Origin of the sequence: Pseudomonas sp. zfem001, assembly GCF_032621725.1 — a bacterium.
Lineage (GTDB): Bacteria > Pseudomonadota > Gammaproteobacteria > Pseudomonadales > Pseudomonadaceae > Aquipseudomonas > Aquipseudomonas sediminis.
This window is the reverse complement of sequence record NZ_JAVYJI010000008.1, coordinates 75,990-100,358: the sequence shown is the minus strand read 5'-3', so window position 1 is coordinate 100,358 and position 24,369 is coordinate 75,990. Positions and strand designations below refer to the sequence as shown.

18 protein-coding genes are annotated in these 24,369 nt (G+C 62.4%); 10 read left to right on the top strand and 8 right to left on the bottom strand.

Annotated elements, in window-relative coordinates; translation table 11 throughout:
* Positions 1-245: 245 nt before the first annotated feature.
* The gene (locus RTH74_RS22520; RefSeq protein WP_316916113.1) at positions 246-3,962 is read left to right on the top strand and encodes a response regulator; all 3,717 of its coding nucleotides are present in this window, start codon (positions 246-248) and stop codon (positions 3,960-3,962) included.
* A gap of 45 nt (positions 3,963-4,007) precedes the next feature.
* On the top strand, positions 4,008-6,158 hold the full coding sequence (locus RTH74_RS22515) for an EAL domain-containing protein (protein ID WP_316916150.1): 2,151 nt from the start codon (positions 4,008-4,010) through the stop codon (positions 6,156-6,158).
* A gap of 48 nt (positions 6,159-6,206) precedes the next feature.
* Here RTH74_RS22515 and RTH74_RS22510 read toward each other — a convergent pair whose 3' ends face one another.
* From RTH74_RS22510 to RTH74_RS22495, 4 genes are all read right to left on the bottom strand, one after another.
* The gene (locus RTH74_RS22510) at positions 6,207-7,115 is read right to left on the bottom strand and encodes an acyltransferase (RefSeq protein WP_316916112.1); all 909 of its coding nucleotides are present in this window, start codon (positions 7,113-7,115) and stop codon (positions 6,207-6,209) included.
* Positions 7,116-7,350: 235 nt separating this feature from the next.
* A complete protein-coding gene (gene pta, locus RTH74_RS22505; RefSeq protein ID WP_316916111.1) occupies positions 7,351-9,444 on the bottom strand; it encodes a phosphate acetyltransferase in 2,094 nt (697 codons plus the stop codon).
* A gap of 9 nt (positions 9,445-9,453) precedes the next feature.
* On the bottom strand, positions 9,454-10,638 hold the full coding sequence (locus RTH74_RS22500) for an acetate kinase (protein WP_316916110.1): 1,185 nt from the start codon (positions 10,636-10,638) through the stop codon (positions 9,454-9,456).
* Entirely contained in the window at positions 10,639-10,923 is a 285-nt protein-coding gene (locus tag RTH74_RS22495) for a DUF3565 domain-containing protein (protein WP_316916109.1), read from the bottom strand. It lies immediately after the preceding gene.
* Between the two features lie 11 nt (positions 10,924-10,934).
* On the opposite strand from RTH74_RS22495, the gene RTH74_RS22490 reads away from it, so the two are divergent.
* The 4 genes from RTH74_RS22490 to clpB all read left to right on the top strand — a co-directional run bounded on the left by RTH74_RS22490 (position 10,935) and on the right by clpB (position 15,640).
* Entirely contained in the window at positions 10,935-11,420 is a 486-nt protein-coding gene (locus tag RTH74_RS22490; protein WP_099526124.1) for an FKBP-type peptidyl-prolyl cis-trans isomerase, read from the top strand.
* Positions 11,421-11,598: 178 nt separating this feature from the next.
* Positions 11,599-12,084 carry a glutathione peroxidase gene (locus RTH74_RS22485; RefSeq protein WP_099526123.1) on the top strand — a complete coding sequence of 162 codons (486 nt, stop codon included), beginning with the start codon at positions 11,599-11,601 and terminating at the stop codon, positions 12,082-12,084.
* Positions 12,085-12,218: 134 nt separating this feature from the next.
* Positions 12,219-12,956, top strand: coding sequence for a nitroreductase family protein (locus RTH74_RS22480; protein WP_316916108.1), 738 nt, complete (start codon positions 12,219-12,221; stop codon positions 12,954-12,956).
* 119 nt (positions 12,957-13,075) lie between these two features.
* Positions 13,076-15,640: an ATP-dependent chaperone ClpB gene (gene clpB / locus RTH74_RS22475; RefSeq protein WP_179544080.1), complete on the top strand. Its 2,565-nt coding sequence runs from the start codon at positions 13,076-13,078 to the stop codon at positions 15,638-15,640.
* 191 nt (positions 15,641-15,831) lie between these two features.
* Here the strand turns inward: clpB and dld are convergent, their stop codons facing one another.
* The 3 genes from dld to RTH74_RS22460 form a co-directional block, all read right to left on the bottom strand.
* The gene (gene dld, locus RTH74_RS22470; RefSeq protein ID WP_316916107.1) at positions 15,832-17,550 is read right to left on the bottom strand and encodes a D-lactate dehydrogenase; all 1,719 of its coding nucleotides are present in this window, start codon (positions 17,548-17,550) and stop codon (positions 15,832-15,834) included.
* Positions 17,551-17,554: 4 nt separating this feature from the next.
* Positions 17,555-18,694, bottom strand: coding sequence for an FMN-dependent L-lactate dehydrogenase LldD (lldD, locus tag RTH74_RS22465; protein WP_099526119.1), 1,140 nt, complete (start codon positions 18,692-18,694; stop codon positions 17,555-17,557).
* Positions 18,695-18,781: 87 nt separating this feature from the next.
* Positions 18,782-20,476, bottom strand: a complete 1,695-nt coding sequence (locus tag RTH74_RS22460; RefSeq protein ID WP_099526118.1) for an L-lactate permease — start codon at positions 20,474-20,476, stop codon at positions 18,782-18,784.
* A 295-nt stretch (positions 20,477-20,771) separates the two neighbouring features.
* Here RTH74_RS22460 and RTH74_RS22455 point away from each other — a divergent pair, with 295 nt between their 5' ends.
* Positions 20,772-21,539 (top strand): FCD domain-containing protein, encoded by a 768-nt coding sequence (locus RTH74_RS22455; protein ID WP_106735373.1) that lies wholly within the window; start codon positions 20,772-20,774, stop codon positions 21,537-21,539.
* A gap of 56 nt (positions 21,540-21,595) precedes the next feature.
* Here RTH74_RS22455 and smpB read toward each other — a convergent pair whose 3' ends face one another.
* Positions 21,596-22,078: an SsrA-binding protein SmpB gene (gene smpB / locus RTH74_RS22450; protein ID WP_055987029.1), complete on the bottom strand. Its 483-nt coding sequence runs from the start codon at positions 22,076-22,078 to the stop codon at positions 21,596-21,598.
* A 127-nt stretch (positions 22,079-22,205) separates the two neighbouring features.
* Here smpB and RTH74_RS22445 point away from each other — a divergent pair, with 127 nt between their 5' ends.
* From RTH74_RS22445 to RTH74_RS22435, 3 genes are read left to right on the top strand one after another with little or no spacing between them, the layout of a single operon-like run.
* Positions 22,206-23,609 (top strand): sodium-dependent transporter, encoded by a 1,404-nt coding sequence (locus tag RTH74_RS22445; protein WP_099526115.1) that lies wholly within the window; start codon positions 22,206-22,208, stop codon positions 23,607-23,609.
* On the top strand, positions 23,610-24,044 hold the full coding sequence (locus tag RTH74_RS22440) for a type II toxin-antitoxin system RatA family toxin (protein ID WP_055987035.1): 435 nt from the start codon (positions 23,610-23,612) through the stop codon (positions 24,042-24,044).
* Entirely contained in the window at positions 24,037-24,357 is a 321-nt protein-coding gene (locus RTH74_RS22435; protein ID WP_106735375.1) for an RnfH family protein, read from the top strand. The genes RTH74_RS22440 and RTH74_RS22435 overlap by 8 nt, the downstream gene beginning before the upstream one ends.
* The last annotated feature ends 12 nt before the right edge of the window (positions 24,358-24,369 follow it).

The window sequence follows — 24,369 nt, the reverse complement described above, 5'->3', positions numbered from 1 at the left end:
GCCGCATTGCGTTGAACGAAGCCTCCCTCTGGGAGGCTTTTTCATGTCGATTGACAAGCACTGTTGCTGACGTCTTTCCGCGAGGCGCTAGAGGGCGTTTCCGACAACCTTCGTGACCGCCCGTCGTGTCCTTTGTGGCCAAAGGCCACTCATTCAAAACCTGACTAGAATGCTTGCTGTGGTTCTGTGATGTCCGCGCGCGGATGCCCCGTGCGCGTTGGTTCTGGATGACCGAAGGAGCGCGAATGGACGACAGAGCTGTCGAGCGGCCGCCAAGGCCCTGGACACCGCTGCTGGCTGCATTTGGCCTGTTTATCGGGCTGGGTGGGTTGATTTATTGGCAGTGGAATACCCTGCAGGAACGTGAGCGGGAAGACAGTCAGCATCGCTTTGCGCTTGAAGCGCAGGATATTGGTCAGCGAGTGATGGCGCGCATGCAGGCTTATGAAATGGTCCTGCGTGGCGTTTCGGGGCTGATGACCGGGAGTGACCGGGTTTCTCCCATCGAGTGGGAGCGGGCGCTGGATCAGCTGCAATTGCAGGATCGTTATCCGGGGATACAGGCCGTCGCCTGGTCGCGCTACCTGAGTCACGCGCAGTTGGGCGATTTTCGAGCCGAGCTGAAAGCGGATGAGCGCCTCGATTATCAGGTGTTTCCCGAGGGGGAGCGCGAGTACTACTTGCCCATTGATTACGTCAGTCCTCTGGATTGGCGTAACCGGCGCGTACTCGGTTTTGACATGCTCAGCGAGGCGATCCGCCATCAGGCCATCGAGCGCAGCCTTGAAAGCGGTGATGCCAGCCTGAGTGGGCCGGTGGTGTTACGCCAGGAAATCGATGTCAACGTGCAGCAGGGTGTGCTGCTGTTTCTTCCGGTCTTTCGTCCTGGCGTGCCACTCAATACGGTTGAGCAGCGTCGCGCTGCGCTGCTGGGAACAGTGCATGGCGCGTTTCGTAGCCACGATCTGATCGAGGGCATCCTGGGTGGTCAGGCACGGCGTTTCGACATTCTGCTGAGGGATCTGCAGGCATCGGATGCTCAGTTGCTGGGCGGCGAAACCCATGCTAACGGCTGGAAGCCGCGTTTTCAGAAGCACATGGAGTTGCCGCTGTACGGCCGTACCTGGGACTTGGAGGTCATCGGCACACCCGAGTACGAGCGCGGTCTGGTCGATCGTACCGGTACGCTCGGACTCTGGGCTGGTTTGGCGGCGACACTGCTTCTGTCAATTCTGGTCGGCGGTTTTCTCTATCAGCGCGAGCGCAAACTGCAGATCAGTGAGCGGGCCGCCGTGGCCCTGAGTGAGCGAGAAGAACGCTTCCGTCTGTTGGTTGAGCGTCTGCCGGTCGCGACCCTGCTGTGCGACGACAAGGGCCGTATCGAGATGGCCAATCGCAGCGCCGCCGAGCTGTTCGATTGTCCGCTCAATGCCTTGCCGGGTGAGACCGTGCTGCGCGTCCTGCCCAACATCGAGTCACCGAAAGACTTGCAGGCGCAGTTGGCCGAGAGTGACGAGCGCATGGTGCGGACGCTGCGCGGCGAGTCGATTCCGGTCAGCATCAGCCTAAATCCGCTGCACGAAGGCAGCAGCTACCTGATCAACCTGGTGGACCTGCGTGCGCGCAAGGTGGCCGAGGAGCGTTTCCGGCTGGTGGTCGAGGCCTCGCCCAATGCCATCGTGCTGGTCGATGGCCTGGGACGCATTGCCATGGTCAATCGGCAGACCGAGCTGCTGTTCGGCTACGAGCGTCAGATGCTGCTCGGCGAACCGGTGGAAATGTTGCTGCCTGACGCGCAGCGTGGCAGCCATGTAGCAATGCGTCGGGGCTATCAGGCGATGCCCGAGCAGCGCCGCATGGGCAGCAATCGTGAACTGTTCGGTCAGCATCGTGAGGGGCGGCTGATCCCGCTGGAGGTGGGGTTGTCGCCGATTCGCAGTGGCGACGAGAACCTGGTGCAGGCGGTGATCATCGACATCAGCGAGCGCAAGGCTGCCGAGCAGAAACTGCGTGAGCAGGCCGAGCAACTGTTGTTGGCTAACCGCTATAAATCCGAGTTTCTCGCCAATATGTCCCATGAGCTGCGCACGCCGCTCAACAGTATCCTCATTCTCAGTGACCAGCTGCGGCAGAACCTGGCGGGAAATCTGACCGAGAAGCAGAGCAAACATGCTGATATCGTGCACCGCGCTGGCAGCGATCTGCTGCAACTGATCAACGATGTACTCGACCTGGCCAAGGTTGAGTCGGGGCGCATGCAGCTCAAGCTCGAGCCGATCAACATGCAGGACGTGCTGGTGGAACTCGATGCCAGCCTGCGGCCGATGGCCGAGCTCAAGGGCTTGCGTCTGCACACCCAGCTGGAGGCCGGGGTACCACGCGTCATTCACAGCGACCGCGTGCGACTGCATCAGATACTGCGCAATCTGCTGTCCAACGCGCTGAAGTTCACCGATCAGGGCGAGGTCACCCTGACCGTCGGCAGCCAGGGGCGCCAAGATGATGAGCGCGAGTTGCTGAGCTTCAGCGTGCGTGACACCGGTATCGGTATCGACCCTGCGCAACACGAACAGGTGTTCCAAGCCTTTCAACAGATCGACGGCTCCACCAGTCGGCGTTTCGGCGGTACCGGGCTGGGGCTGGCCATCACCCGTCAGCTGGTGTTGGCTCTGGATGGCGATATCAGCCTGCAAAGTGCGCCGGGGCAGGGGTCTACCTTCACCGTCAGGTTGCCGGTGGAGGCTGGACCACTCAGCCTCGAGGCGCCGGTGGAGGGGCCGCAGCGTGCAGGTGACGGCCCGCCGCTGTTGATCATCGAGGACGATGCCAATTTTGCTGCGGTGATCGCCGAGGAGGCTCACGCCCATGGGTTTTCCAGCGTGCACTGCCGTACTGGTCTGCAGGCATTGGGGCTGTTGCAGCAGGAATCGTTCAACGCGGTGATACTCGACATCCTGCTGCCTGATCTGAGTGGCTGGCAGCTGTTCCGTCGTCTGCGCGCCCAGCCGAACCATCGGCATACGCCGGTGCACATCATCTCCTGTGTCCCGCAACCGGTGGGTTGGAACGATGATGGCACTCGTTATCTGGTCAAACCCATTGGCCGTGATGAACTGGAGCAGGTGTTCATCGAGTTGCAGCACGGTGAACAACACGAGCAGGCCTTGCTGTTGGTGGAGGATGTCGAGGTAGAGCGCGAGCACTACCGCGAGCAATTGACGGAGCTGGGCTTTCAGGTCGTCGCCTGCGCCGATGGCGAGCAGGCTCGCGAGGCTTATGCGCAGGGGCAATTCTGCGCGCTGGTGATCGATCTCGACCTGCCGGATCAGGATGGTTTCGCTCTGCTCGACAACCTCAATCAGGTGCGCTCGTTGCAGGGCACGCGCGTGGTGATCAATACCGGTGTGGACGTCACGCAACAGACTCTGCAGCGCCTGCGCCGCTACAGCGCCGTGGTGGTGCGCAAGCATGGTGATGACACCGATGCGCTGTGCCAGGCGGTACAGGGCTTTCTCGGTGACGTGCGTGCGCCGCAACCGGCCCAGGCACGGCTCAATCCGTTGCAGGGAAAACGCATCCTGCTGGTGGATGACGATGTGCGTAACGTCTACGCGTTGACGGCTTTGCTGGATGAAGTGGGGCTGCGCGTCAGTTCCGCCAAAGACGGCATCGAAGCCATTGCCACTTACCAGCGTGACCCGTTCGACTTGATCCTCATGGATATGGCCATGCCCAACATGGACGGCTATACCGCCACGCGCCTGCTCAAGCAAGAGCATGGATGCGTCATCCCGATCATCGCGCTTACCGCTCATGCCATGAAGGGTGACCGCGAGAAGTGCATCACCGCAGGCGCGGATGACTACATGGCCAAGCCGATCAAACGCGACGAGCTGCTGGCATTGTTGGAGCGCTGGCTGGGTATGCCGACCATGTCTTTGCCTGGCGATGGGCTAACCTGATGGCAGGAGTAAGTGGTGCAAGGGCAGATGGACAGGGGAGTGACGATGGCCCAGGCGCAGAGTAAGAACGCCGCTGTACCCGCCAAGCAGGTTCTGTTGGTGGTGGATGACCGTATGGAGAACCTCGAGGCCATGCAGGCGCTGCTCGAGGATGGCGAGTGGCTGCTGCGTTGCGCCAGCTCCGGTGAAGAGGCCCTGCGCTGTCTGCTCGAAGACGATGTCGGGCTGGTGCTGCTCGATGTGCAGATGCCGGGTATGGACGGCTTCGAAGTCGCCCGTCTGATGCGTGGCAACCCGCGGACGCGATTGACGCCAATCATCTTCGTATCCGCCATCGCGCAGACCCACGATGCCGTATTGCGTGGTTATAGCACTGGTGCCGTGGACTTCATGCTCAAGCCCTTCGACCCCAGTGTGTTGCGCCATAAGATTCAGAGCCTGCTGGAGCACGAGCACAATCGCTGTGAATTGCAGACACTTTCCCAGCAGCTTGAGCGCGCCAGGGCATTCAACGCCTCGGTGCTGGCCAATGCCGCCGAGGGTATTCTGGTGGTCGGCGAGGATGGTCGCATCCAGTTCGCCAACCCCGCGATGGCGCAGATGCTCGATGGCGAGGTGGCTGATCTTGAGGGCGTCGATCTGCTGTCGTTTCTCAAGAATCCAGCCAGTGAAGGCGGCTGGCAGCAGTCCGAGTTCTACCTGCACTTTAAACGCGAGGCGACCTATCGCGTGCACGAAGCGATGTTGCGCACGTTCAAGGGCGGTTGCCTGCCCGTGGCCCTGTCCTGCTCACCACTGCCGCGGCCGCAACGTGCGATGGTGCTGATCGCGCTGGATATGTCGGTGGTGCGTAATCTGCACGCGCAACTGGAGTCGCAGGCGGTCACTGACGCGTTGACCGGCCTGCTCAATCGCCGTGGCTTTCATCAGGCACTGGAATCGGCGTTGGCGCGTATCGAGCGCAGCGGTCAGCGGGTCGCGGTGCTGTACCTGGACCTGGACGGTTTCAAGCGCATCAATGACTCGCTCGGCCATGATGTCGGCGATCAGTTGCTGCGCCGTGTCGGTGAGCAGCTCAAGGCCTGCTTGCGTCCCTATGACAGCCTGGCGCGCATCGGTGGTGACGAATTCACCGCGCTGCTGGACAACCTCGGCCACCCCGAGGACGCCGCCAAGGTCGCTGAGAAGCTGATCGAGCTGGTCTCGGTGCGCCATACCCTCGACGGTGTGGACTTCACCCTCGGCGCCAGCGTTGGCATCGCCTGCTTTCCTGAATGCGGACAGAGCGTGGAGGGCCTGCTGCGTTCCGCCGACATGGCGATGTATGAAGCTAAGCGCGCCGGTCGCCAGCAATACCGCTTCTTCTCACCAGAGATGAACGGACGTGCGCGTTCGCGGCTGATGCTCGAAGAAAGCCTGCGTCACGCCATCGAGAACGATGACTTCGTACTGGTTTATCAGCCGCAGTTCCATCTGGATAGCGGACGCCTGCGCGGCTTTGAAGCCTTGCTACGCTGGCAGCATCGTGTCGCAGGCACCGTGGCGCCGAACGTGTTCATTCCGCTGCTCGAAGAAACCCGCCTGATCAACCGTCTCGGCGAATGGATCTTCCGTGAGGGTGCCAGGCAATTGGCCGTGTTCAAGCAACAGTTCGGTGAGGACATGGTGCTCAGCCTCAACGTCAGCCCGGTACAGTTCGGCATGCCGCAACTGGTGACCGACCTGCAGCGTGTGCTCGACGCTCACGGTCTGAAGCCCAGCCAGTTGGAAGTGGAGGTCACTGAGAGTGCGCTGATGCAGGATCTGGAGCTGACGCAGGCGCAACTGCGTCATCTGCGCGAGCTGGGGGTGAAGATTGCCATCGATGATTTCGGCACCGGCTATTCATCATTGGCGTATCTGCGTCACTTCGAGCTCGATACGCTGAAGATCGACCGTCTGTTCGTCTCCAACATGCTCGACTCACCACGTGACGCTGCGGTGGTCAGCACCATCATCGATCTTGGCCACCACCTGGGCCTGGAGGTCATCGCCGAAGGCGTCGAAACCCAGGCCCAACGTGAATGGTTGACGCAACACCATTGCAGCATCATGCAGGGCTTTCTGGTGGCGCCGGGCGTGCCGGCCAGCAGCGCGATGCAGATGCCGGCGCTGCTGGATTGGAGCAAGTTGCCCTTGCCGTCCCCTGATCAGTGAGCCCGCGCATCAGATGGGGCGCGAAGCCGGGGCGGGGCGCAGCGCCCTCTACGGCCTGGGCTGCGCCGAACGATGCAAGCTGGCGAGCTCGGCGTCCTTCTCCTCCCAGAGGCGATTGACCCACTGCTGGAAGGCCAGGCGATAGTCGTCGTCCTGGTCGTAGTTACGGCCGATGAATTCGCGCGGAATATCGACCTGCTTGAAAAACACCTGCACCGCATCCAGGCGCCCACAGAGCAAGTCCCAGAAGCCTGGTACGCCATGCGGGTAGTGGATGGTGACGTTGACGATGGCGTGCAGCTGTTCACCCATGGCGTCGAGCACGAAGGCGATGCCGCCAGCCTTGGGCTTGAGCAGGTGCTTGAACGGCGACTGCTGCTGCGTATGCTTGGCCGGGGTCAGGCGGGTGCCCTCGAGGAAGTTGAACACCGCCACGGGGTTGGTCTTGTAACGTGCGCAGGCCTTGCGCGTGGTCGCCAGATCCTGGCCGCGCTTCTCCGGATACTTGGCCAGGTATTCCTTGCTGAAGCGCTTCATGAACGGAAACTCCAGCGCCCACCAGCACAGGCCGATCACCGGCACCCAGATCAGCTCCTGTTTGAGGAAGAACTTCAGCAGCGGCATACGTCGGTTGAGCAGGTACTGCAGCACCAGGATATCCGCCCAGCTCTGGTGGTTGCTGGTTACCAGGTAGGAGTGACGAGTATCGAAGCGCTCCAGGCCCTGGACGTTCCATTCAATGTGGCCAACCAGGCGCATCCAGAATTTGTTGACGCCGATCCAGCTTTCGGCGATCCCGTGCATGACGAAGCGCAGTGCACGCTGTATCGGCGCGAATGGCAGCAGCAGTTTGAGCAGGGCGACGAAGAACAGCGGCCAGCACCAGAACAGGGTGTTGAGAGCCAACAGCAGGCTCGCGATCAGGCCACGCAGCGGCGCGGGAAGAAAGTGCAGCATCGGGCAAACGCCTCCGTAAGCAGGCTGCACGCCCTGCGGGCAGCCTGAGAAAGGGGCTTTCTCTGCGCCCCGTATCAGTCGAAAGAGCTGCGGCGTTCCATGCAGCGAGCTGGTTCGGCGCCAAGGGTAACGGTTGTGCACTGACCTGCAAGTGCCAGTGATGACCATCAGGTTTTGTTCGCTCGGTGCGCACCGGCTGTTTCGGCCGGTGCGCACGGCGCATCCTGTGGCCTCTCTAGCTTGGTAGATCCGCCGCCTGAATGGCCGTCAGCGCGATGGTGTAGACGATGTCGTCGACCAGTGCACCGCGCGACAGGTCGTTCACCGGCTTGCGCAGGCCCTGCAGCATCGGGCCGACGCTGATGCAGTCGGCGCTGCGCTGCACGGCCTTGTAGGTGGTATTGCCGGTGTTCAGGTCGGGGAACACGAACACCGTGGCGCGGCCGGCCACCGGGCTGTTCGGCGCTTTCTGCCGGCCGACGCTCTCGATGGCCGCCGCATCGTACTGCAACGGGCCGTCGAGCAGCAGGTCCGGGCGTTTCTCACGGGCCAGGCGGGTGGCGACGCGCACTTTCTCCACTTCTTCGCCGCTGCCGGAATCACCGGTGGAGTAGCTGAGCATGGCCACGCGCGGCGGGATGCCAAAAGCCTGCGCCGAGTTGGCGCTCTGCAGGGCGATCTCCGCCAGTTGCTCGGCGTTCGGGTCCGGGTTCACCGCGCAGTCGCCATAGACCAGCACCTGGTCCGGCAGCAGCATGAAGAACACCGAGGACACCAGGTTGTAGCCTGGTGCGGTCTTGATCAGCTGCAGGGCCGGGCGAATGGTGTTGGCGGTGGTGTGGATGGCGCCGGAGACCAGACCGTCTACCTCGTCCAGGGCGAGCATCATGGTGCCGAGTACCACGGTGTCTTCCAGCTGCGCTTCTGCCATGGGCGCATTGAGGCCCTTGCCCTTGCGCAGCTCGACCATCGGCTCGATGTAGCGGCCGCGAATCACGTCCGGGTCGAGAATCTCCAGGCCTTCCGGCAGTTCGATGCCTTGCGCGCGGGCCACGGCGTGCACGTCTTCCGGCTTGGCCAGCAGCACGCAGCGGGCAATGCCGCGTGCCTGGCAGATGGCAGCGGCCTGAACGGTGCGTGGCTCGCTGCCCTCGGGCAGGACGATGCGCTTGGCGGCGGCCTTGGCGCGTTGTACCAGCTGGTAGCGGAAGGCCGGGGGCGACAGGCGCAGCTCGCGTGGTGTGCCGCAGCGCGCGCTCAACCAGTCATGATCGATATGCCCGGCGACGAAGTCGGAGACCTTCTCCGCGCGCTCGCGGTCATCCAGGGGGATTTCCTTGTTCAGGCGGTTGAGGTTGGTGGCGGTATCGTAGGAGCCGGTGCTCACGGTCATCACCGGCAGGCCACTGGCCAGGGCGCCCTGGCACAGCTCCATGATGCGTGGGTCGGGGGCGAAATCGCTGCACAGCAGCAGCCCGGCCAGCGGTACGCCATTCATCGCCGCCAGGCTGGCGGAAAGGATGATGTCGTCGCGGTCACCCGGCGTCACCACCAGGGTGCCGGGCTTGAGCAACTGCACGCTGTTGGCCACGGCGCGGGCGCAGAGCACGATCTTGAGCATGCGTCGCTGCTCATAGTCGCCAGCGTTGAGGATGCGTGCGCCGAGCAACTCGGCGATGTCCTTGGTGCGCGGCGCGTTCAGTTCGTCCTGCCAGGGAATACAGCCGAGCAGGCGGAAGCTCTCGGTCTTGAGCAGGGGCGAAAGCTCCTGCAGACGTTCGGTGAAGGCTGCGATGCCGTTGTCGCTGCGCACCTTGTTGAGGATCACGCCGAGCACCTTGGGATCTTTGGGGCCGCCGAACTGCTGGGCCTGGATCTCGATGCGATCGGACAGCTCGGTGAGGTTCTCGTCTTCCGGGGCGCTGACCAGAATCACGTCGGCATCCAGGCTCTTGGCCAGGTGCAGGTTGACCCGAGCGGCGTAGCTGGCGTGGCGCGTCGGCACCATGCCTTCGACGATGACCACGTCCTTGTCGACTGCGGCCTGCTGATAGAGGCTGATGATCTCTTCCAGTAGTTCGTCCAGCTGGCCGTCGCCGAGCATGCGTTCGACATGGCTGAGCGGCAGCGGCTTGGGCGAATTCAGGCCATGGGTGCGGGCGATCAGCTCACTGGAACGCTCTGGGCCGAGGTCGCCAGCATGCGGTTGGGCGATGGGCTTGAAGAAGCCGACCTTGAGACCGCTGCGCTCCAGCGCGCCTACCAGGCCGAGGCTGATGGAGGTAAGGCCGACACCGAAACCGGTGGGGGCGATGAAGAAGGTATGCATGAAATAGCCTCAGTCGAGCAGGGCAAGAGTGTCGAGGGCGATCTGCCGCTCTTCGTTGGTCGGTACCACCAGCACGCGCGGATGACCATCCGCGTGAATGGCGCCGGCGACGCCGCGCACGCAGCGGGCGTTGGCCTGGGCGTCCAGCCGCAGCCCGAGCAGGCCGAGATGGTCCAGGGTCTTGCTGCGGATCAGCGCGGAGTTCTCGCCGATACCGCCGGTGAAGATCAGGCCGTCGAGACGGCGCAGCGCGCAGCTCATCGCCGCCAGCGATTTGGCCAGGCGGTAGCAGAACACCTCGATGGCCAGGGTAGCGCCGACGTGCCCCTGTTCGCGGGCCTGCTCCAGCGTGCGCATGTCGTTGGACAGGCCGGATAGACCGAGCAGGCCGCTGTCCTTATTAAGCATGCTGTCGATCCGCTCCAGGCTCCAGCCCAGGGTACGGGCCAGGTGGCCGTGCAGGTTGGGGTCGACATCGCCGCTGCGAGTACCCATCACCAGGCCTTCCAGCGGCGTCAGGCCCATGCTGGTGTCACGGCTGTGACCATTTTCTACGGCGCAGGTGGAGCTGCCATTGCCCAGGTGCGCGACCAGCCAGCTGCTGGCGTCGTACGCCAGGTCGCTCATCTGCGCGGCCTTGCGGCTGACGTAGTGGTGACTGGTGCCGTGGAAGCCATAGCGGCGCACACCGTGTTCGGCGTAGAGCGCCTGCGGTACGGCATAGCGGTAGGCGTGCTCGGGCAGGGTCTGGTGAAAGGCCGTGTCGAACACCGCCACCTGCACCAGGTCCGGGAACAGCTTCATCGCCGCCTCGATGCCTTGCACATTGGCCGGGTTGTGCAGGGGAGCCAATGGCGCGACCTGGCGGATCGCCTGCAGGCTGGCAGCGTCCAGGCGAGAGGCGCCGGAAAAGTGCTCGCCGCCGTGTACCACACGGTGGCCGATACCGTGCAGCTCGCCGGCTGCGGCCTGCTGTACCACGGGTAGAAGATGAGACAGGGCCAGGCGGTGGTCGGCCCCCGGCAGAACCAGGCTGTCCTTCTTGTCGCCTTGTTGCCAGTGCAGCACCGCTTCGGGGCTGCCAAGACGCTCGGCCAGGCCGCTGAGCATGAAGGTTTCCTGCGCTTCGTTGACCAAGGCGAACTTGATCGACGAGCTGCCGCAGTTGATCACCAGAATGTTGCGTGCAGACATTTAAGCTTCCTTGGATTTATCGTGCGACCGATCCATGGCGCACCAGCCACATGGGAAGTGGCTTCCCAGCCTGACTTGGCGCTGCTCGGGATCGAGTACCCAGGGCCGATTCTGCCAGGGTGGTCGGTGGCGTACATGCTGAGTATGGCCACAGGACAAGACTGCCACCCAGTCACCGTGCTCGTCCTGACGAAAATCAACGATCCGTACGGCCCGTTTGTCCGGGCTCGGGTCGCAATCCAGGCTGGCGTTGGTTAAACTTGCCCGTTCATTTATCTTTCGCAAAAGGTCTCCCCATGCTGATCGCCGCCAACAAGGCCGTCTCCATCGACTATACCCTGACCAACGATGCCGGTGAGGTGATCGACAGCTCTACTGGCGGCGCGCCGCTGGTCTATCTGCATGGTGCTGGCAATATCATCGCCGGTCTCGAGAAGGCCCTGGTTGGCAAACAGGTTGGCGATGAGCTGGACGTTTCCGTCGAGCCGGAAGAAGCCTACGGTGAATACAGCGCCGAGCTGGTCGCGACCCTGAGCCGCGCCATGTTCGAAGGCGTCGACACCCTGGAAGTGGGTATGCAGTTCCACGCTTCGGGCCCGGACGGCAGCATGCAGATCGTCACCATCCGCGATATCGACGGCGACGACGTGACTGTCGACGGCAACCACCCGCTGGCCGGCCAGCGCCTGAACTTCAAGGTCAAGGTCGTGGCCGTACGTGACGCCAGCGAAGAAGAAGTGGCCCACGGTCACATCCATGGCGAAGGTGGTCACCACCACTAAGTTGCCTGTCAGGCGACTTGCGGTCGTTCCTAGTGGAGCAACCGCTGCTAAGCTCAAGCTTGCGATAAAGGCGCCTCAGGGCGCCTTTTTCATGCATGGCGGTCTGTGCGCTTGCAGCCGCTTCCAGGATTTACCGGGCCGTGCGCCCGTTGCACTGAATTCGCTGAGGAAGTTCGTCATGAGTGCTTTTCACGATCTCAATCTGCGTGCGCTGGACGGCCAGGAACTGCCGTTGGCGCCCTACAAGGGCCAAGTAGTGCTAGTGGTCAACGTCGCCTCCAAATGCGGCCTGACCCCTCAATACGCCGGGCTGGAAAAACTCTATCAACAGTACAAGGACAATGGTTTCACCGTGCTTGGTGTGCCGTGCAACCAGTTCGCCGGCCAGGAGCCAGGCAGCGAGGACGAGATCCGTTCCTTCTGCAGCCTCAACTACGGCGTGAGCTTTCCGCTGGGCAGCAAACTGGAGGTCAACGGCCCTGCTCGTCATCCGCTCTATCGCCTGCTGGCCGGTGAGGGAGCCGAGTTTCCCGGTGATATCACCTGGAACTTCGAGAAGTTTCTGGTCGGCCAGGACGGCCGTGTACTGGCGCGTTTCTCACCGCGTACCACGCCGGACGATCCGGCCTTGATCCAGGCGATCGAAAAAGCCCTGGGCCTCTGAAGTAGCAACGCCTGCGCTCGCTATCCTGGGCGCAGGTGAGGCTAATCGGCCAAATTCCCGGCCATTTCCCCTTGCACCCTTGTTCTCATCGTCATCCGCTTGCTTAATCGGCCGACCTGCCGAGGAGTGCGCCCATGACCAGCTTTCCTAACGAGCAACCGCCTGCCATGGCTTCACCAGGCGAGCTGCGTGCACTGATCGAAAGTCGCCGTGCAGTGCGACGTTTCACCCCTGAACTGGTGCCGGACGCGGTGATCCGCGATTGCCTGGAACTGGCCGTGCTGGCGCCGAACTCCTGCAACCTGCAGCCCTGGAGTTTCCAGGTGATTCGCGACCCGGCGCTGCTGGCGCAGCTGCACCCGGTCTGCATGAGCCAGAACGCTGCACGTGCGCCCTTGATTATTGCCGTGCTGGCGCGCCCGGACACCTGGCGTCAGGCCTGCCGCAACGTCATCGATTACTGGCCAGAGGCCGAGGTACCGGCGCGCATCCGTCGTTTCTACAGCAAGACCGCGCCGTTTCAGTACAACCAGGGGCCGCTGGGCCTAGTCGGCCTGTTCAAGCGCCAACTGGTGCGGCTCATGGGGTTGCGCAAACCGCTGATGCGCAAGCCCAACAGCAAGGCCGATATGCGCCTGTGGGCGGTGAAGTCGACGGCGCTGGCGGCAGAAAATCTGATGCTCGCTTTCCAGAGTCACGGCTATGCCACCTGTCCGATGGAGGGCTTCGACGAGCCGCGTTTGCGTCGTGTGCTGGATATCCCGCGCCAGGCCATCCCCATCATGCTGCTGGCCGTTGGGCGTCAGGGCGAGAAGGGCATCTACAACCCGCGTCTGCGCTTTCCGCTGGAACAGCACGTCACCTGGCGCTGATCTGGATCAAGTCGCCACATCTTGAATACGGCGTAATCGTCCTTATCTAGTCTGCATCTCAGCGAGTTTCTTTTTTCGGGGAAGTTGTCCCGGCTCGCCATTCTGGAGGAAGGACATTTATGCGTATCGATCGTTTGACCAGCAAGCTGCAACTTGCACTCTCCGATGCCCAATCCCTGGCGGTGGGCATGGATCATGCCGCCATCGAGCCGCTGCACTTGATGCAGGCGCTGCTCGAGCAACAGGGCGGTTCGATCAAGCCGCTGCTGATGCAGGTCGGCTTCGACATCAACAGCCTGCGTCAGGGCCTGACCCGTGAACTGGACCAACTTGGCAAGCTGCAGAACCCCACGGGCGACATCAACCTGTCGCAGGACCTGGCCCGTCTGCTCAATCAGGCCGACCGTCTGGCACAGCAGAAGGGCGACCAGTTCATTTCCAGCGAGCTGGTGCTGCTCGCTGCCATGGACGAGAGCAGCAAACTAGGCAAGCTGCTGCTTGGCCAGGGTGTATCGAAGAAGGCCCTGGAAAATGCCATCGCCAACCTGCGCGGCGGCCAGGCCGTCAACGACCCCAATGTCGAGGAATCGCGGCAGGCGCTGGACAAGTACACCGTCGACCTGACCAAGCGCGCCGAAGAAGGCAAGCTCGACCCGGTGATCGGCCGCGACGACGAGATCCGCCGCACTATCCAGGTCCTGCAGCGCCGGACCAAGAACAACCCGGTACTGATCGGCGAGCCCGGTGTGGGCAAGACCGCCATCGCCGAAGGCCTGGCCCAGCGCATCATCAATGGCGAAGTGCCGGATGGCCTGAAGGACAAGCGCCTGCTGTCGCTGGACATGGGCTCGCTGATCGCCGGCGCCAAGTTCCGCGGTGAGTTCGAAGAGCGTCTGAAGGCGGTGCTCAACGAACTGGGTAAGCAGGAAGGGCGCATCATCCTGTTCATCGACGAGCTGCACACCATGGTCGGCGCCGGCAAGGCCGAGGGCGCCATGGACGCCGGCAACATGCTCAAGCCGGCCCTGGCTCGTGGGGAGCTGCACTGCGTCGGCGCGACCACACTGGACGAGTACCGCCAGTTCATCGAGAAGGACGCCGCGCTGGAGCGCCGCTTCCAGAAGGTACTGGTGGATGAGCCGAGCGAGGAAGACACCATCGCCATTCTGCGTGGGCTGAAAGAGCGTTACGAGGTGCACCACGGTGTGACCATCACCGATGGCGCGATCATCGCTGCGGCCAAGCTCAGCCATCGCTACATCACCGACCGCCAGTTGCCGGACAAGGCCATCGACCTGATCGACGAGGCGGCCAGCCGCATCCGCATGGAGATCGATTCCAAGCCCGAGGAGCTCGATCGTCTGGATCGTCGTCTGATCCAACTGAAAATCGAGCGCGAGGCGCTGAAGAAGGAAGACGACGACGCAGCGCTCAAACGCCTCGAAAAGCTCAAGGAAGACATCGCCCGGCTGGAGAAGGAATACGCCGACCTGGATGAAATCTGGAAGTCGGAGAAGGCCGAGGTGCAGGGCTCGGCGCAGATCCAGCAGAAGATCGAGCAGGCCAAGGCCGATCTCGAGGCAGCGCGGCGTAAGTCCGACTTGCAGCGTATGGCCGAACTGCAGTACGGCATCATTCCGGATCTGGAGCGCAGCCTGCAGATGGTCGATCAGCATGGCAAGGCTGAGAACCAGTTGTTGCGCAGCAAGGTCACCGACGAGGAGATCGCCGAGGTCGTGTCCAAGTGGACGGGCATTCCGGTGAGCAAGATGCTCGAAGGTGAGCGCGAAAAATTGCTGAAGATGGAAGGTTTGCTGCACCAGCGCGTTATCGGCCAGGACGAGGCGGTGGTCGCTGTTTCCAACGCCGTGCGCCGTTCGCGTGCCGGTCTGGCTGACCCGAACCGTCCGAGCGGTTCGTTCCTCTTCCTCGGCCCGACCGGGGTGGGTAAGACCGAGCTGTGCAAGGCGCTGGCCGAGTTCCTCTTCGACACCGAAGAGGCGCTGGTACGCATCGATATGTCCGAGTTCATGGAGAAGCACAGCGTTGCCCGCCTGATTGGTGCACCGCCCGGCTACGTGGGTTACGAAGAGGGCGGTTATCTGACCGAGGCCGTGCGCCGCAAACCCTATTCGGTGGTGCTGATGGACGAAGTCGAGAAGGCACACCCGGATGTGTTCAACGTGCTGCTGCAGGTACTGGAAGACGGTCGCCTGACCGACAGCCATGGCCGCACCGTGGACTTCAAGAACACGGTGATCGTGATGACCTCCAACCTCGGCTCGGCGCAGATTCAGGAGTTGGTCGGCGACAAGGAAGCGCAGCGCGCGGCGGTGATGGATGCGGTGAGCAGCCACTTCCGTCCCGAGTTCATCAACCGCATCGACGAAGTGGTGGTGTTCGAGCCGCTGGGCCGTGAGCAGATCGCCGGCATTGCTGAAATCCAGTTGCAGCGTCTGCGTGGTCGTCTGGCCGAGCGTGAGCTGAGCCTGGAGCTGACGCCGGAGGCGCTCGACAAGCTGATCGCGGTCGGCTACGACCCGGTGTATGGTGCGCGTCCGCTGAAACGGGCGATCCAGCGCTGGATCGAGAACCCGCTGGCGCAGCAGATACTCTCTGGCGATTTCGCCCCGGGGGCGGTAGTGCATGCCAAGGTCGATGGCGAAGAAATCGTGTTCGCCTGATCGTTTGCCGCGTCAACACAAAGGCCCGCCAATTTGGCGGGCCTTTGCTTTTGTAGCCGTAGGGAAAAGGGGAGAACCCGTAGGGCGTACTCGCGAAGCAGTACGCCGGTCGTTGTGCTGCCAGGCCTGGCATGGCCCGGCGGGCTACTCGCTGCGCTCGTGAGGCCACTCCTACATAAAGGTTCAGCGTCCTAGCAACAACCACCCCAATGCTTCTTCTTCGAGGTATGGCCGATGCCAGGGTTGAAGGTGTTGGTCGGGTCGAGTTCGCGGTAGAAACCGGCCAGCGCCGGCTTGGCCACGTACAGGTGGCCGACGTTGTGCTCGGCCGGATACTCGGCTTGGCGAGCGTCCAGCAGCTTCCACATGCGGTGCTCCATCTCGATCGGGTCGACGCCTTTCTTGACGATGTAGTCCTGATGGAACACGTGGCAGAAGAAGTGCCCGTAGTAGAGCTTGTGGATGATCTGCTCTTCCATCTCCTGCGGCAGCGTTTCGACCCAGTCGCGGTCGTTGCGGCGCAGGGCGATGTCCAGGGCGAGGATGTCCTCGACGCTGCTGCGGTGCGACTCGCGGTAGCGGATCGCTGCACCGGCCACGGCGAAGCGATGCAGGAAGGCTTTACGCCCCTCATCGGCATCGCACTCGAAATAGGCACCGCTGTCACTGCCAGTGAAATACTCGGTCAGGAAGCTGCGGGTCTGTTCCAGCGTGTCGTTGGAAACGCGCACCAGCAGGTGATGCTCGAAACGGTCACGGTACTCGCGCATGCGTTGCGGTAGGTGGCTGGGCAGCAGGTTCATCAGGGCCTGGATCACCTTGTCGGTCACGCCACGCAGGCCGAAGCGCTCGAAGAAACCGTCCACGCGGCTCTTCATGGCGAAGGCGGCCGGCACCTTGGACGTGCCGAATTTGTCGATCACCAGGAAGGTGTCCTTGCCGTACTTCTCACCGATATCGAATGCCGTGCGATGGATGTATTCCCCGGCAATCGGCAGGCGCGGCAGCTTGGCCAGCAGGTGGCGGCGCACTTCGGTGAGATCGTGCGGGTCGTTGCTGCCGATGTAGAACACCGTGCTCGGCTCTTTCGGGAAGGTGTCCAGGCGCACGGCGAACAGGCACAGCTTGCCAGCCGAACCGGAGGCTTCGAACAGGCGCGACGGGTCGGCGTTGAAGCGCGCGGGGGTGTCGGCGTCGACGTCGCGCACATGCTCGCCGTAGCGCGCATCGGAGGCCTTGGCGGTGTCCTCATTGCGTACCTGCTGCGGTGTGTAGTCGCCGTTCTGCAGGCGGGTGAGAATTTCCTCCGGATCGTTGCCCAGCTCGATGCCCAGATGGTTGACCAGCTCCAGCGAGCCGTCATCTTTCACCTGCGCATACAGCGCCAGCTCGGTGTAGGCCGGGCCGCGACGCACCAGGGCGCCGCCGGAGTTGTTGCAGATACCGCCGAGTACCGAGGCGCCGATGCAGGACGAGCCGATCACCGAATGCGGTTCGCGATTCAGTGGTGCCAGGGCCTGTTCCAGGCGATCCAGGGTCGCGCCGGGCAGGCACACCACCTGCTGACCATCGTTGATCAGTTGTACGCCGGTGATCCGCAGGGTGCTGATCAGCACGATCTCGCGGTCGTAGTCGGCGCCATCCGGGGTCGAGCCTCCGGTCAGGCCGGTATTGGCTGCCTGCATGATGACGATGCGGTCGGCCGCCACTGCCGCCTGCAGGATGCGCCACTGCTCCAGCAGCGAAGCGGGGCGTACCACGGCCAGGACGTTGCCCTCACCGGTGCGGTGGCCCTTGCGGAAGCGCCGCGTGCTTTGTTCGTCGGTCAGCACATGACTGCTGCCGACGATCTGGCGCATCTGCGTCAGCAGAGCGTCGCGGTTAATGGCGGGCGTGACGGCGGCAGTCATTGGCTCAGCGCTCCTTTACCAGCAGGTCCGAGGTGATTTCGGCGATGGATTTGGCGCCAGTCAGCACCATGGCCACGCGCATTTCCTTCTCGATCAGGTCGAGCAGGTTGCTCACGCCCGCACCACCGGCAGCGGCCAGGGCATAGAGGAAGGCACGACCGAGCAGCACGGTGTCGGCGCCCTGGGCGATCATCCGCACTACGTCGAGGCCGGTGCGGATACCGGAGTCGGCGAGGATTTTCAGGTCACCCTTGACCGCATCGGCGATGGCCGGCAAGGCGCGGGCGCTGGACAGCACGCCGTCGAGCTGACGACCGCCATGGTTGGAAACGATGATGCCGTCGGCGCCGAAAGTTACCGCATCGCGGGCGTCTTCCGGGTCGAGAATGCCCTTGATCACCATCGGGCCGTCCCAGAAGTCGCGGATCCATTCCAGGTCCTTCCAGGAGATCGACGGATCGAAGTTGGCGCCCAGCCAGCCGATGTAGTCGGCCAGGCCAGTCGGGTTGCCGCGGTAAGCGGAGATATTGCCCAGGTCATGCGGTTTGCCCATCAGACCGACATCCCAGGCCCACTGCGGGTGAGTCATCGCTTGCAGCATGCGGCGCAGTGCGGCGTTCGGGCCGCTCATGCCGGAGTGGGCGTCACGGTAGCGGGCACCGGGCACGGGCATGTCGACGGTGAATACCAGCGTCGAGCAGCCGGCGGCCTTGGCGCGCTCCAGGGCGTTCTTCATGAAGCCGCGATCTTTCAGCACGTAGAGCTGGAACCACATCGGTCGGTCGATGGCCGGTGCCACTTCCTCGATCGGGCACACCGACACGGTGGACAGGGTGAAGGGAATACCCTTGGCCGCTGCTGCCTTGGCCGCCTGAACTTCGCCACGGCGAGCGAACATGCCGGTCAGGCCAACCGGTGCCAGGCCGACCGGCATCGACATCTTCTCGCCGAACAGCTCGGTGGACAGGTCCAGTTCGGACATGTTCTTCAGCACGCGCTGGCGCAGTTCGATGTCCGACAGATCAGCGACATTGCGGCGCAGCGTGTGTTCGGCGTAAGCGCCGCCATCGGCGTAGTGGAACAGGAAGGGCGGCAGCTTGCGTTGAGCGGCAGCGCGGTAGTCGGTCGAGGCAGAAATGATCATGGGCTCATCCTGTTGCTTAAAAAGGGGAAGCGTAGCCTGATGGCAAATGCCCCGACGATGTCGGGGCGTTCGTTCACTACCAATCGATCAGTGAGTCATCAGCGGATCGCTGACGCCCAGCACGTAGATCGCGACCATCGCGATGATGCCGGTAAACAGCAGGTAGTAAAGCGTCGGCCAGATGGTCTTGCGCAGGGTACTGCCTTCGCGGCCGAGCAGGCCAACGGTAGCCGAGGCTGCAACCACGTTATGGATCGCCACCATGTTGCCGGCGGCGGCACCCACGGCCTGGACCGCGACGATCAGAGCGCTGGAAATACCCAGGCTGCTGGCCACGCCGAATTGGAACTGGCTGAACATCATGTTGCTGACGGTGTTGGAGCCTGCGATGAAGGCGCCCAGGGCACCGATGCTCGGGGCCAGTAGCGGATAGATGCCGCCAACGCTGTCGGCCACCCAGCGCGCCATGAGGATCGGCATGCTGGCCAGTTCTGCACCATTCACGCCGGAGTTGATCAGGATACGCACCATCGGCACTGTGAACAGCAGCACGAAACCGGCGCTAAGCAATACGCTGGATGACTCTTTCACCGCCTTGCCCAGGTCACGCGCCTTCATGCCATGCAGGAAGAACGTGGCCAGAACCACGGCGACCAGAATGCCGCCCGGCAGGTACAGGGGTTGGAAGTTGGCGCTGACGCCGGCTTCGCCGAGCAGGTCCGGGAAGTTCACCACCACGGCCTTCAGCGCGTTGCCTACTTCCGGGAACACACGGCTGATCACCAGCAGTGCGCCGACCAGCACATAGGGCAGCCAGGCGCGTAGTGCGCTCATCGGTTTGGCGGTCAGTTCGTCCAGCTTCATCTCGACGGTGCCCAGCCATTCGCTCGGCCATTTGTCCGCCGGGGCGAAGTCCCAGGTCTTTTTCGGCACCAGGAAGCCGAAGCGTGCGGCGCTGGTGACGATGGCCAGGCCGATCAGGCCGCCCAGCAGCGATGGGAATTCCGGGCCGAGGAAGACGCCGGTGAAGACGTACGGCACGACGAAGGCTAGCCCCGCGAAAATCGCGAACGGCAGCACTTCCAGACCGGCTTTCCAGCTTTTCTCCTGACCGAAGAAACGGGTCAGCATCATTGCCATGATGACCGGCATGACCACACCGACGGTGGCATGGATGATCGCCACTTCACTGGTGATCAACTGCAGGAACTGCGCCCAGGATGAACCTTGCTCGACCAGCTGCGCACCGATGGTGGCAGTGTCCAGGCCGGTATTGAGACCGACGATGATCGGCGTACCGACGGCGCCGAAGGAGACCGGCGTGCTTTGTACCAGCATGCCCATCAACACGGCGGCCATGGCCGGAAAACCGATGGCAACCAGCAGCGGGGCAGCGATGGCGGCCGGTGTACCAAAGCCCGAGGCGCCCTCGATGAAGCAGCCGAACAACCAGGCGATGATGATGGCCTGGATGCGGCGGTCAGGACTGATGGTGGTGAAGCCGGCACGGATGGCGGTGATACCACCAGAGTGCTTGAGGGTGTTCAGTAGCAGGATGGCGCCGAAAATGATCCACAGCAGGCCGAGAGTGATCAACAAGCCTTGCAGGGTGGAGGCCAGGACACGATTGAGGGTCATGTCCCAGGCGAACAGACCGACGGCGGCAGTCACCAGGTAGACCAGAGGCATGGCGTGTTTGGCCGGCCAGCGCAGGCCGATTAGCAGAACGGCAGCAAGCAGAATCGGCGAGAACGCCAGCAGGGCGAGAATTCCGTTGGACATTGGGTCTTACTCCACACGAGCGCGCAGCGGGCGCGGCAGGGATGAGGCGTGATCGAACAGGCTTGCAGCGCGTAGGGCTGTCATGGCGTGACCTCGATGGTTTGTTGTTCTTGTTGGTCAAATTGGTAATACCAATTTACAATGAAGCGAGGTCAGGTTAAAAGTTGCTCAATTAACTGTCAAATCGAGTGGCTAAGACTTTGGTCGTAGAGTGCTTGCTTGTTCAGCGAAGGGGCGCGCTATAGGCTTGCCTCCTGAGGCCTTCGGCCTGGTCAAACCAATGGAGATGTCGGTGATGGAAGTAGGTCAGGTGCGGCAGCGTCGTCTCTCCGATGACATCGTCGCGCAACTGGAAACCATGATTCTCGAGGGCACCTTGCGTGCCGGTGAGAGGCTGCCCGCAGAACGTGCGTTGGCCGAGCAGTTCGGCGTGTCTCGTCCGTCCCTGCGTGAAGCGATCCAGAAGTTGGTAGCCAAGGGGCTGCTGATCAGTCGCCAGGGTGGCGGTAATTATGTCGCTGAATCGCTCGGCTCGACCTTCAGCGACCCGCTACTGCAACTGCTGGAGCACAAGGAAGATGCCCAGCGTGACCTGCTGGAATTCCGCCATACGCTGGAAGGCTCCTGCGCCTACTACGCGGCCAGGCGCGCCACCGATATCGACCGGCAGCGCCTCACCGAAGCGTTCGAAGCCTTGCAGGATTGCTATGCGCGAGTCGGCAAGGTGACTCGTGCCGAGGAGGGGGCGGCCGATGCGCGCTTTCACCTGGCGATTGCCGAGGCCAGTCATAACGCGGTGCTGCTGCACACCATCCGTGGTCTGTTCGACTTGCTCAAGCGCAACGTGGTGACCAACATCGGCGGCATGTATGCCCAGCGTGAGGAGACCCGCGACATGCTGATCGGGCAGCACCGCGCGTTGTATCAGGCGATCATCGAAGGTCGTGCGGAGGATGCTCGCGAGCTTTCCAACCAGCACATCGACTATGTGCAGGAAGTGCTCTCAGAAGTGCAGCTGGAAGCCCAGCGTGTGGCGCGTGCGCAGCGCCGGCTAGGCTTGTAAGAAACAACGAGCCCAGGCGATCAATCATCACCCAGGCTACGAGGTGGGGAGGATGTTCAGTCTTCCTTGCCCTTGCTGCGCATCGCGCGCTGAACTTCGCGGTCGGCGTCACGTTCCTTCTCGGTGTGGCGCTTGTCGAAGTCTTTCTTGCCCTTGGCCAGGGCAATTTCGCATTTGACCAGATGCTGCTTCCAGTACAGCGACAGTGCCACGGCGGTGTAGCCCTTCTGCTGTACCGAGCCGAACAGTTTTTCCAGCTCGCGCTTGTTAAGTAGCAGCTTGCGCGTGCGGGTCGGGTCGGCGATGACGTGGGTGCTGGCGGTTTTCAAGGGCGTGATGTGGCAGCCCATCAACCAGGCTTCATCGTCCTTGAGCAGCACGTAGCTGTCGACCAGCTGTGCCTTGCCGGCACGCAGGCTCTTCACTTCCCAGCCGGACAGCACCAGGCCGGCCTCGAACTTGTGTTCGATGAAATAGTCATGCAGCGCCTTTTTGTTCAGCGCGATGGTGCCTTGAGGATGTTTCTTTTGCTTAGCCATAGGGCGCGCATTATAGGGAGTCGTCAGCGCCTGCGCCATGGGGCGTTACCGAGCCAAACTTGAGCCCATGCCGCTAATCTCCGACAATGTGCGATCTTTTTTCCCGCAGTATGGGGTCTTGGCCGTAATGGCGAGCGACAAAGTTTCGATTCACGGTGCCTGGGCCAGTCGCTGGGTATTCATCCTGGCGGCGACCGGCTCGGCGGTCGGTCTCGGCAATATCTGGAAATTCCCCTATATGACAGGGGTCTATGGCGGCGGTGCGTTCGTCGTCATGTACCTGTTCTGCATTGCCCTGGTGGGTGTGCCGATCATGCTGGCAGAAACCATGATCGGCCGCCGCGGCCGGCAGAGCCCGGTCAATGCGATGAAGAGCCTGGCGATCGAAGCCGGAGCCTCCAAGCACTGGTCGCTGGCTGCGCTGATGGGGATGGTCGCCGCGCTACTGATTCTGTCCTTCTACAGTGTGGTGGCTGGTTGGTCGCTGGATTACATCATAGGTATGGGCCGTGGCGACTTCACCGGTATCAGCGCCGATGGCGCAGGTGCGGCGTTCGGTGGTCTGACTTCCGACCCGTGGCGCCTGACCTTGTGGCACAGCCTGTTCATGCTGATCACTGCGTTCGTCATCGCCAAGGGCGTGGTGGCAGGCCTGGAGCGCAGCTTGCGTATCATGATGCCGCTGCTGTTCGTGCTGCTGCTGGTGCTGCTGGGTTACAGCTTCACCACCGGGCATTTCCGCGAAGGTTTCGATTTCCTCTTTCATTTCGATCCGAGCAAGGTGCAGGACGGCATCCTCGCCGCCATGGGGCATGCGTTCTTTACCCTGAGCGTAGGTGTCGGCTCGATCATGGTCTACGGCGCCTACATGCCGAAGAAGGCTTCGATCGGCGCTACGGTGTTGACCGTTGGTGTGCTCGATACCCTGGTGGCGTTGACGGCGGGTCTGGCGCTGTTCCCCATCGTCTTTGCCGCTGGCCTGGAGCCGGGAGGTGGCCCGGGGCTGATGTTCGTCACGCTGCCGATTGCCTTCGGCAATATCGCCTTTGGTCAGGTGATGGGGCTGATCTTCTTCGTGCTGGTGGCCGTTGCCGCATGGAGCTCCTCAATTTCCATGCTGGAGCCGGCCGTGGCCTACTTCGTCGAGAAAACCGGGCGCAGCCGCGCGCAGGTAACCGCCGCGCTGGCGCTGCTGTGCTGGCTGGTGGGGATGGGTACGGTACTGTCGTTCAACCTCTGGGCTGAGGCCAAGTTCTTCGTTTTCGCCGAGGATGGTTTCCATCTGCTGCAGTGGGGCGCCGAAGGCGGCAAGACCTTCTTCGACAGCATCGATTACCTCACCAGCCGTATTCTGCTGCCGCTGGGCGGTCTGGCTTTCGCCATGTTCGCCGGTTGGGTGTTGAGCCGTGACGCTGTGCGTGACGAGCTGTCCATCAGAAGCCCGCTGCTGTTCAATCTGGCCCTCTGGCTGATTCGCGTTGTGGCGCCAATCGGCGTCCTGATCGTTTTCATCGCGGAGCTGAGCAAGTAAATGGCTACTCGAATCCAGCGCTCGGCGTTACTGCCTTATCCGGCGCAGGCACTGTTTGATCTCGTCAACGATGTTGCCGGTTACCCGCAGTTTCTGCCCTGGTGCCGCGCCAGTGAGGTATTGGAGGTCAGCGAGACGCATATGCTGGCCAGCCTCGAAGTGGCCAAAGGCAGCATCGGTCAGCGCTTCGTCACGCGCAATGTGCTGCAGCCAGGGCAGCGTATCGAAATGAATCTGCAGGAAGGACCTTTCACCAGTCTCCATGGTGTCTGGGAGTTCAAGGCGCTGGGTGACAAGGCCTGCAAGATCAGCCTGGACCTGACCTTCGACTACGCCGGGCCGCTGGTGCGTGCCACGCTGGGGCCGCTGTTCAATCAGGCGGCCAATACCATGGTCGATGCCTTCTGCCAGCGAGCCAAGCAGTTGTATGGATAAACCCAGTATTGCCATCGAAGTGGTCTACGCCCTTGCCGAGCGGCAGAAGCTGCTGCGCTTGTCCGTACCGGCCGGCACCACGGTGCGCGAGGCCGCACTGCGTTCTGGTATGCAGCAGTTCTTTCCGGAACTGGATCTGAGCCAGGCGCCGCTGGGCATTTTTGGCAAGGCGGTGGGCAAACCGGAAGAGCGAGTGCTGGAGGAAGGTGAGCGCGTCGAGATCTATCGGCCGCTGATCGCTGACCCGAAGGAAGTACGCAAGCAGCGTGCGGCCAAAGCCAAGGCCAGGGAAGAGGGCGAAGAACCGGCGTGATGATGGCGAGTC

Bases quoted from the DNA above. Each gene is read 5' to 3' on its own strand.
- RTH74_RS22520 (WP_316916113.1), top strand. From the start codon at position 246: ATGGACGACAGAGCTGTCGAGCGGCCGCCAAGGCCCTGGACACCGCTG.
- RTH74_RS22515 (WP_316916150.1), top strand. From the start codon at position 4,008: ATGGCCCAGGCGCAGAGTAAGAACGCCGCTGTACCCGCCAAGCAGGTT.
- RTH74_RS22510 (WP_316916112.1), bottom strand. From the start codon at position 7,115: ATGCTGCACTTTCTTCCCGCGCCGCTGCGTGGCCTGATCGCGAGCCTG.
- pta (WP_316916111.1), bottom strand. From the start codon at position 9,444: ATGCATACCTTCTTCATCGCCCCCACCGGTTTCGGTGTCGGCCTTACC.
- RTH74_RS22500 (WP_316916110.1), bottom strand. From the start codon at position 10,638: ATGTCTGCACGCAACATTCTGGTGATCAACTGCGGCAGCTCGTCGATC.
- RTH74_RS22490 (WP_099526124.1), top strand. From the start codon at position 10,935: ATGCTGATCGCCGCCAACAAGGCCGTCTCCATCGACTATACCCTGACC.
- RTH74_RS22485 (WP_099526123.1), top strand. From the start codon at position 11,599: ATGAGTGCTTTTCACGATCTCAATCTGCGTGCGCTGGACGGCCAGGAA.
- RTH74_RS22480 (WP_316916108.1), top strand. From the start codon at position 12,219: ATGACCAGCTTTCCTAACGAGCAACCGCCTGCCATGGCTTCACCAGGC.
- clpB (WP_179544080.1), top strand. From the start codon at position 13,076: ATGCGTATCGATCGTTTGACCAGCAAGCTGCAACTTGCACTCTCCGAT.
- dld (WP_316916107.1), bottom strand. From the start codon at position 17,550: ATGACTGCCGCCGTCACGCCCGCCATTAACCGCGACGCTCTGCTGACG.
- lldD (WP_099526119.1), bottom strand. From the start codon at position 18,694: ATGATCATTTCTGCCTCGACCGACTACCGCGCTGCCGCTCAACGCAAG.
- RTH74_RS22460 (WP_099526118.1), bottom strand. From the start codon at position 20,476: ATGTCCAACGGAATTCTCGCCCTGCTGGCGTTCTCGCCGATTCTGCTT.
- RTH74_RS22455 (WP_106735373.1), top strand. From the start codon at position 20,772: ATGGAAGTAGGTCAGGTGCGGCAGCGTCGTCTCTCCGATGACATCGTC.
- smpB (WP_055987029.1), bottom strand. From the start codon at position 22,078: ATGGCTAAGCAAAAGAAACATCCTCAAGGCACCATCGCGCTGAACAAA.
- RTH74_RS22445 (WP_099526115.1), top strand. From the start codon at position 22,206: ATGGCGAGCGACAAAGTTTCGATTCACGGTGCCTGGGCCAGTCGCTGG.
- RTH74_RS22440 (WP_055987035.1), top strand. From the start codon at position 23,610: ATGGCTACTCGAATCCAGCGCTCGGCGTTACTGCCTTATCCGGCGCAG.
- RTH74_RS22435 (WP_106735375.1), top strand. From the start codon at position 24,037: ATGGATAAACCCAGTATTGCCATCGAAGTGGTCTACGCCCTTGCCGAG.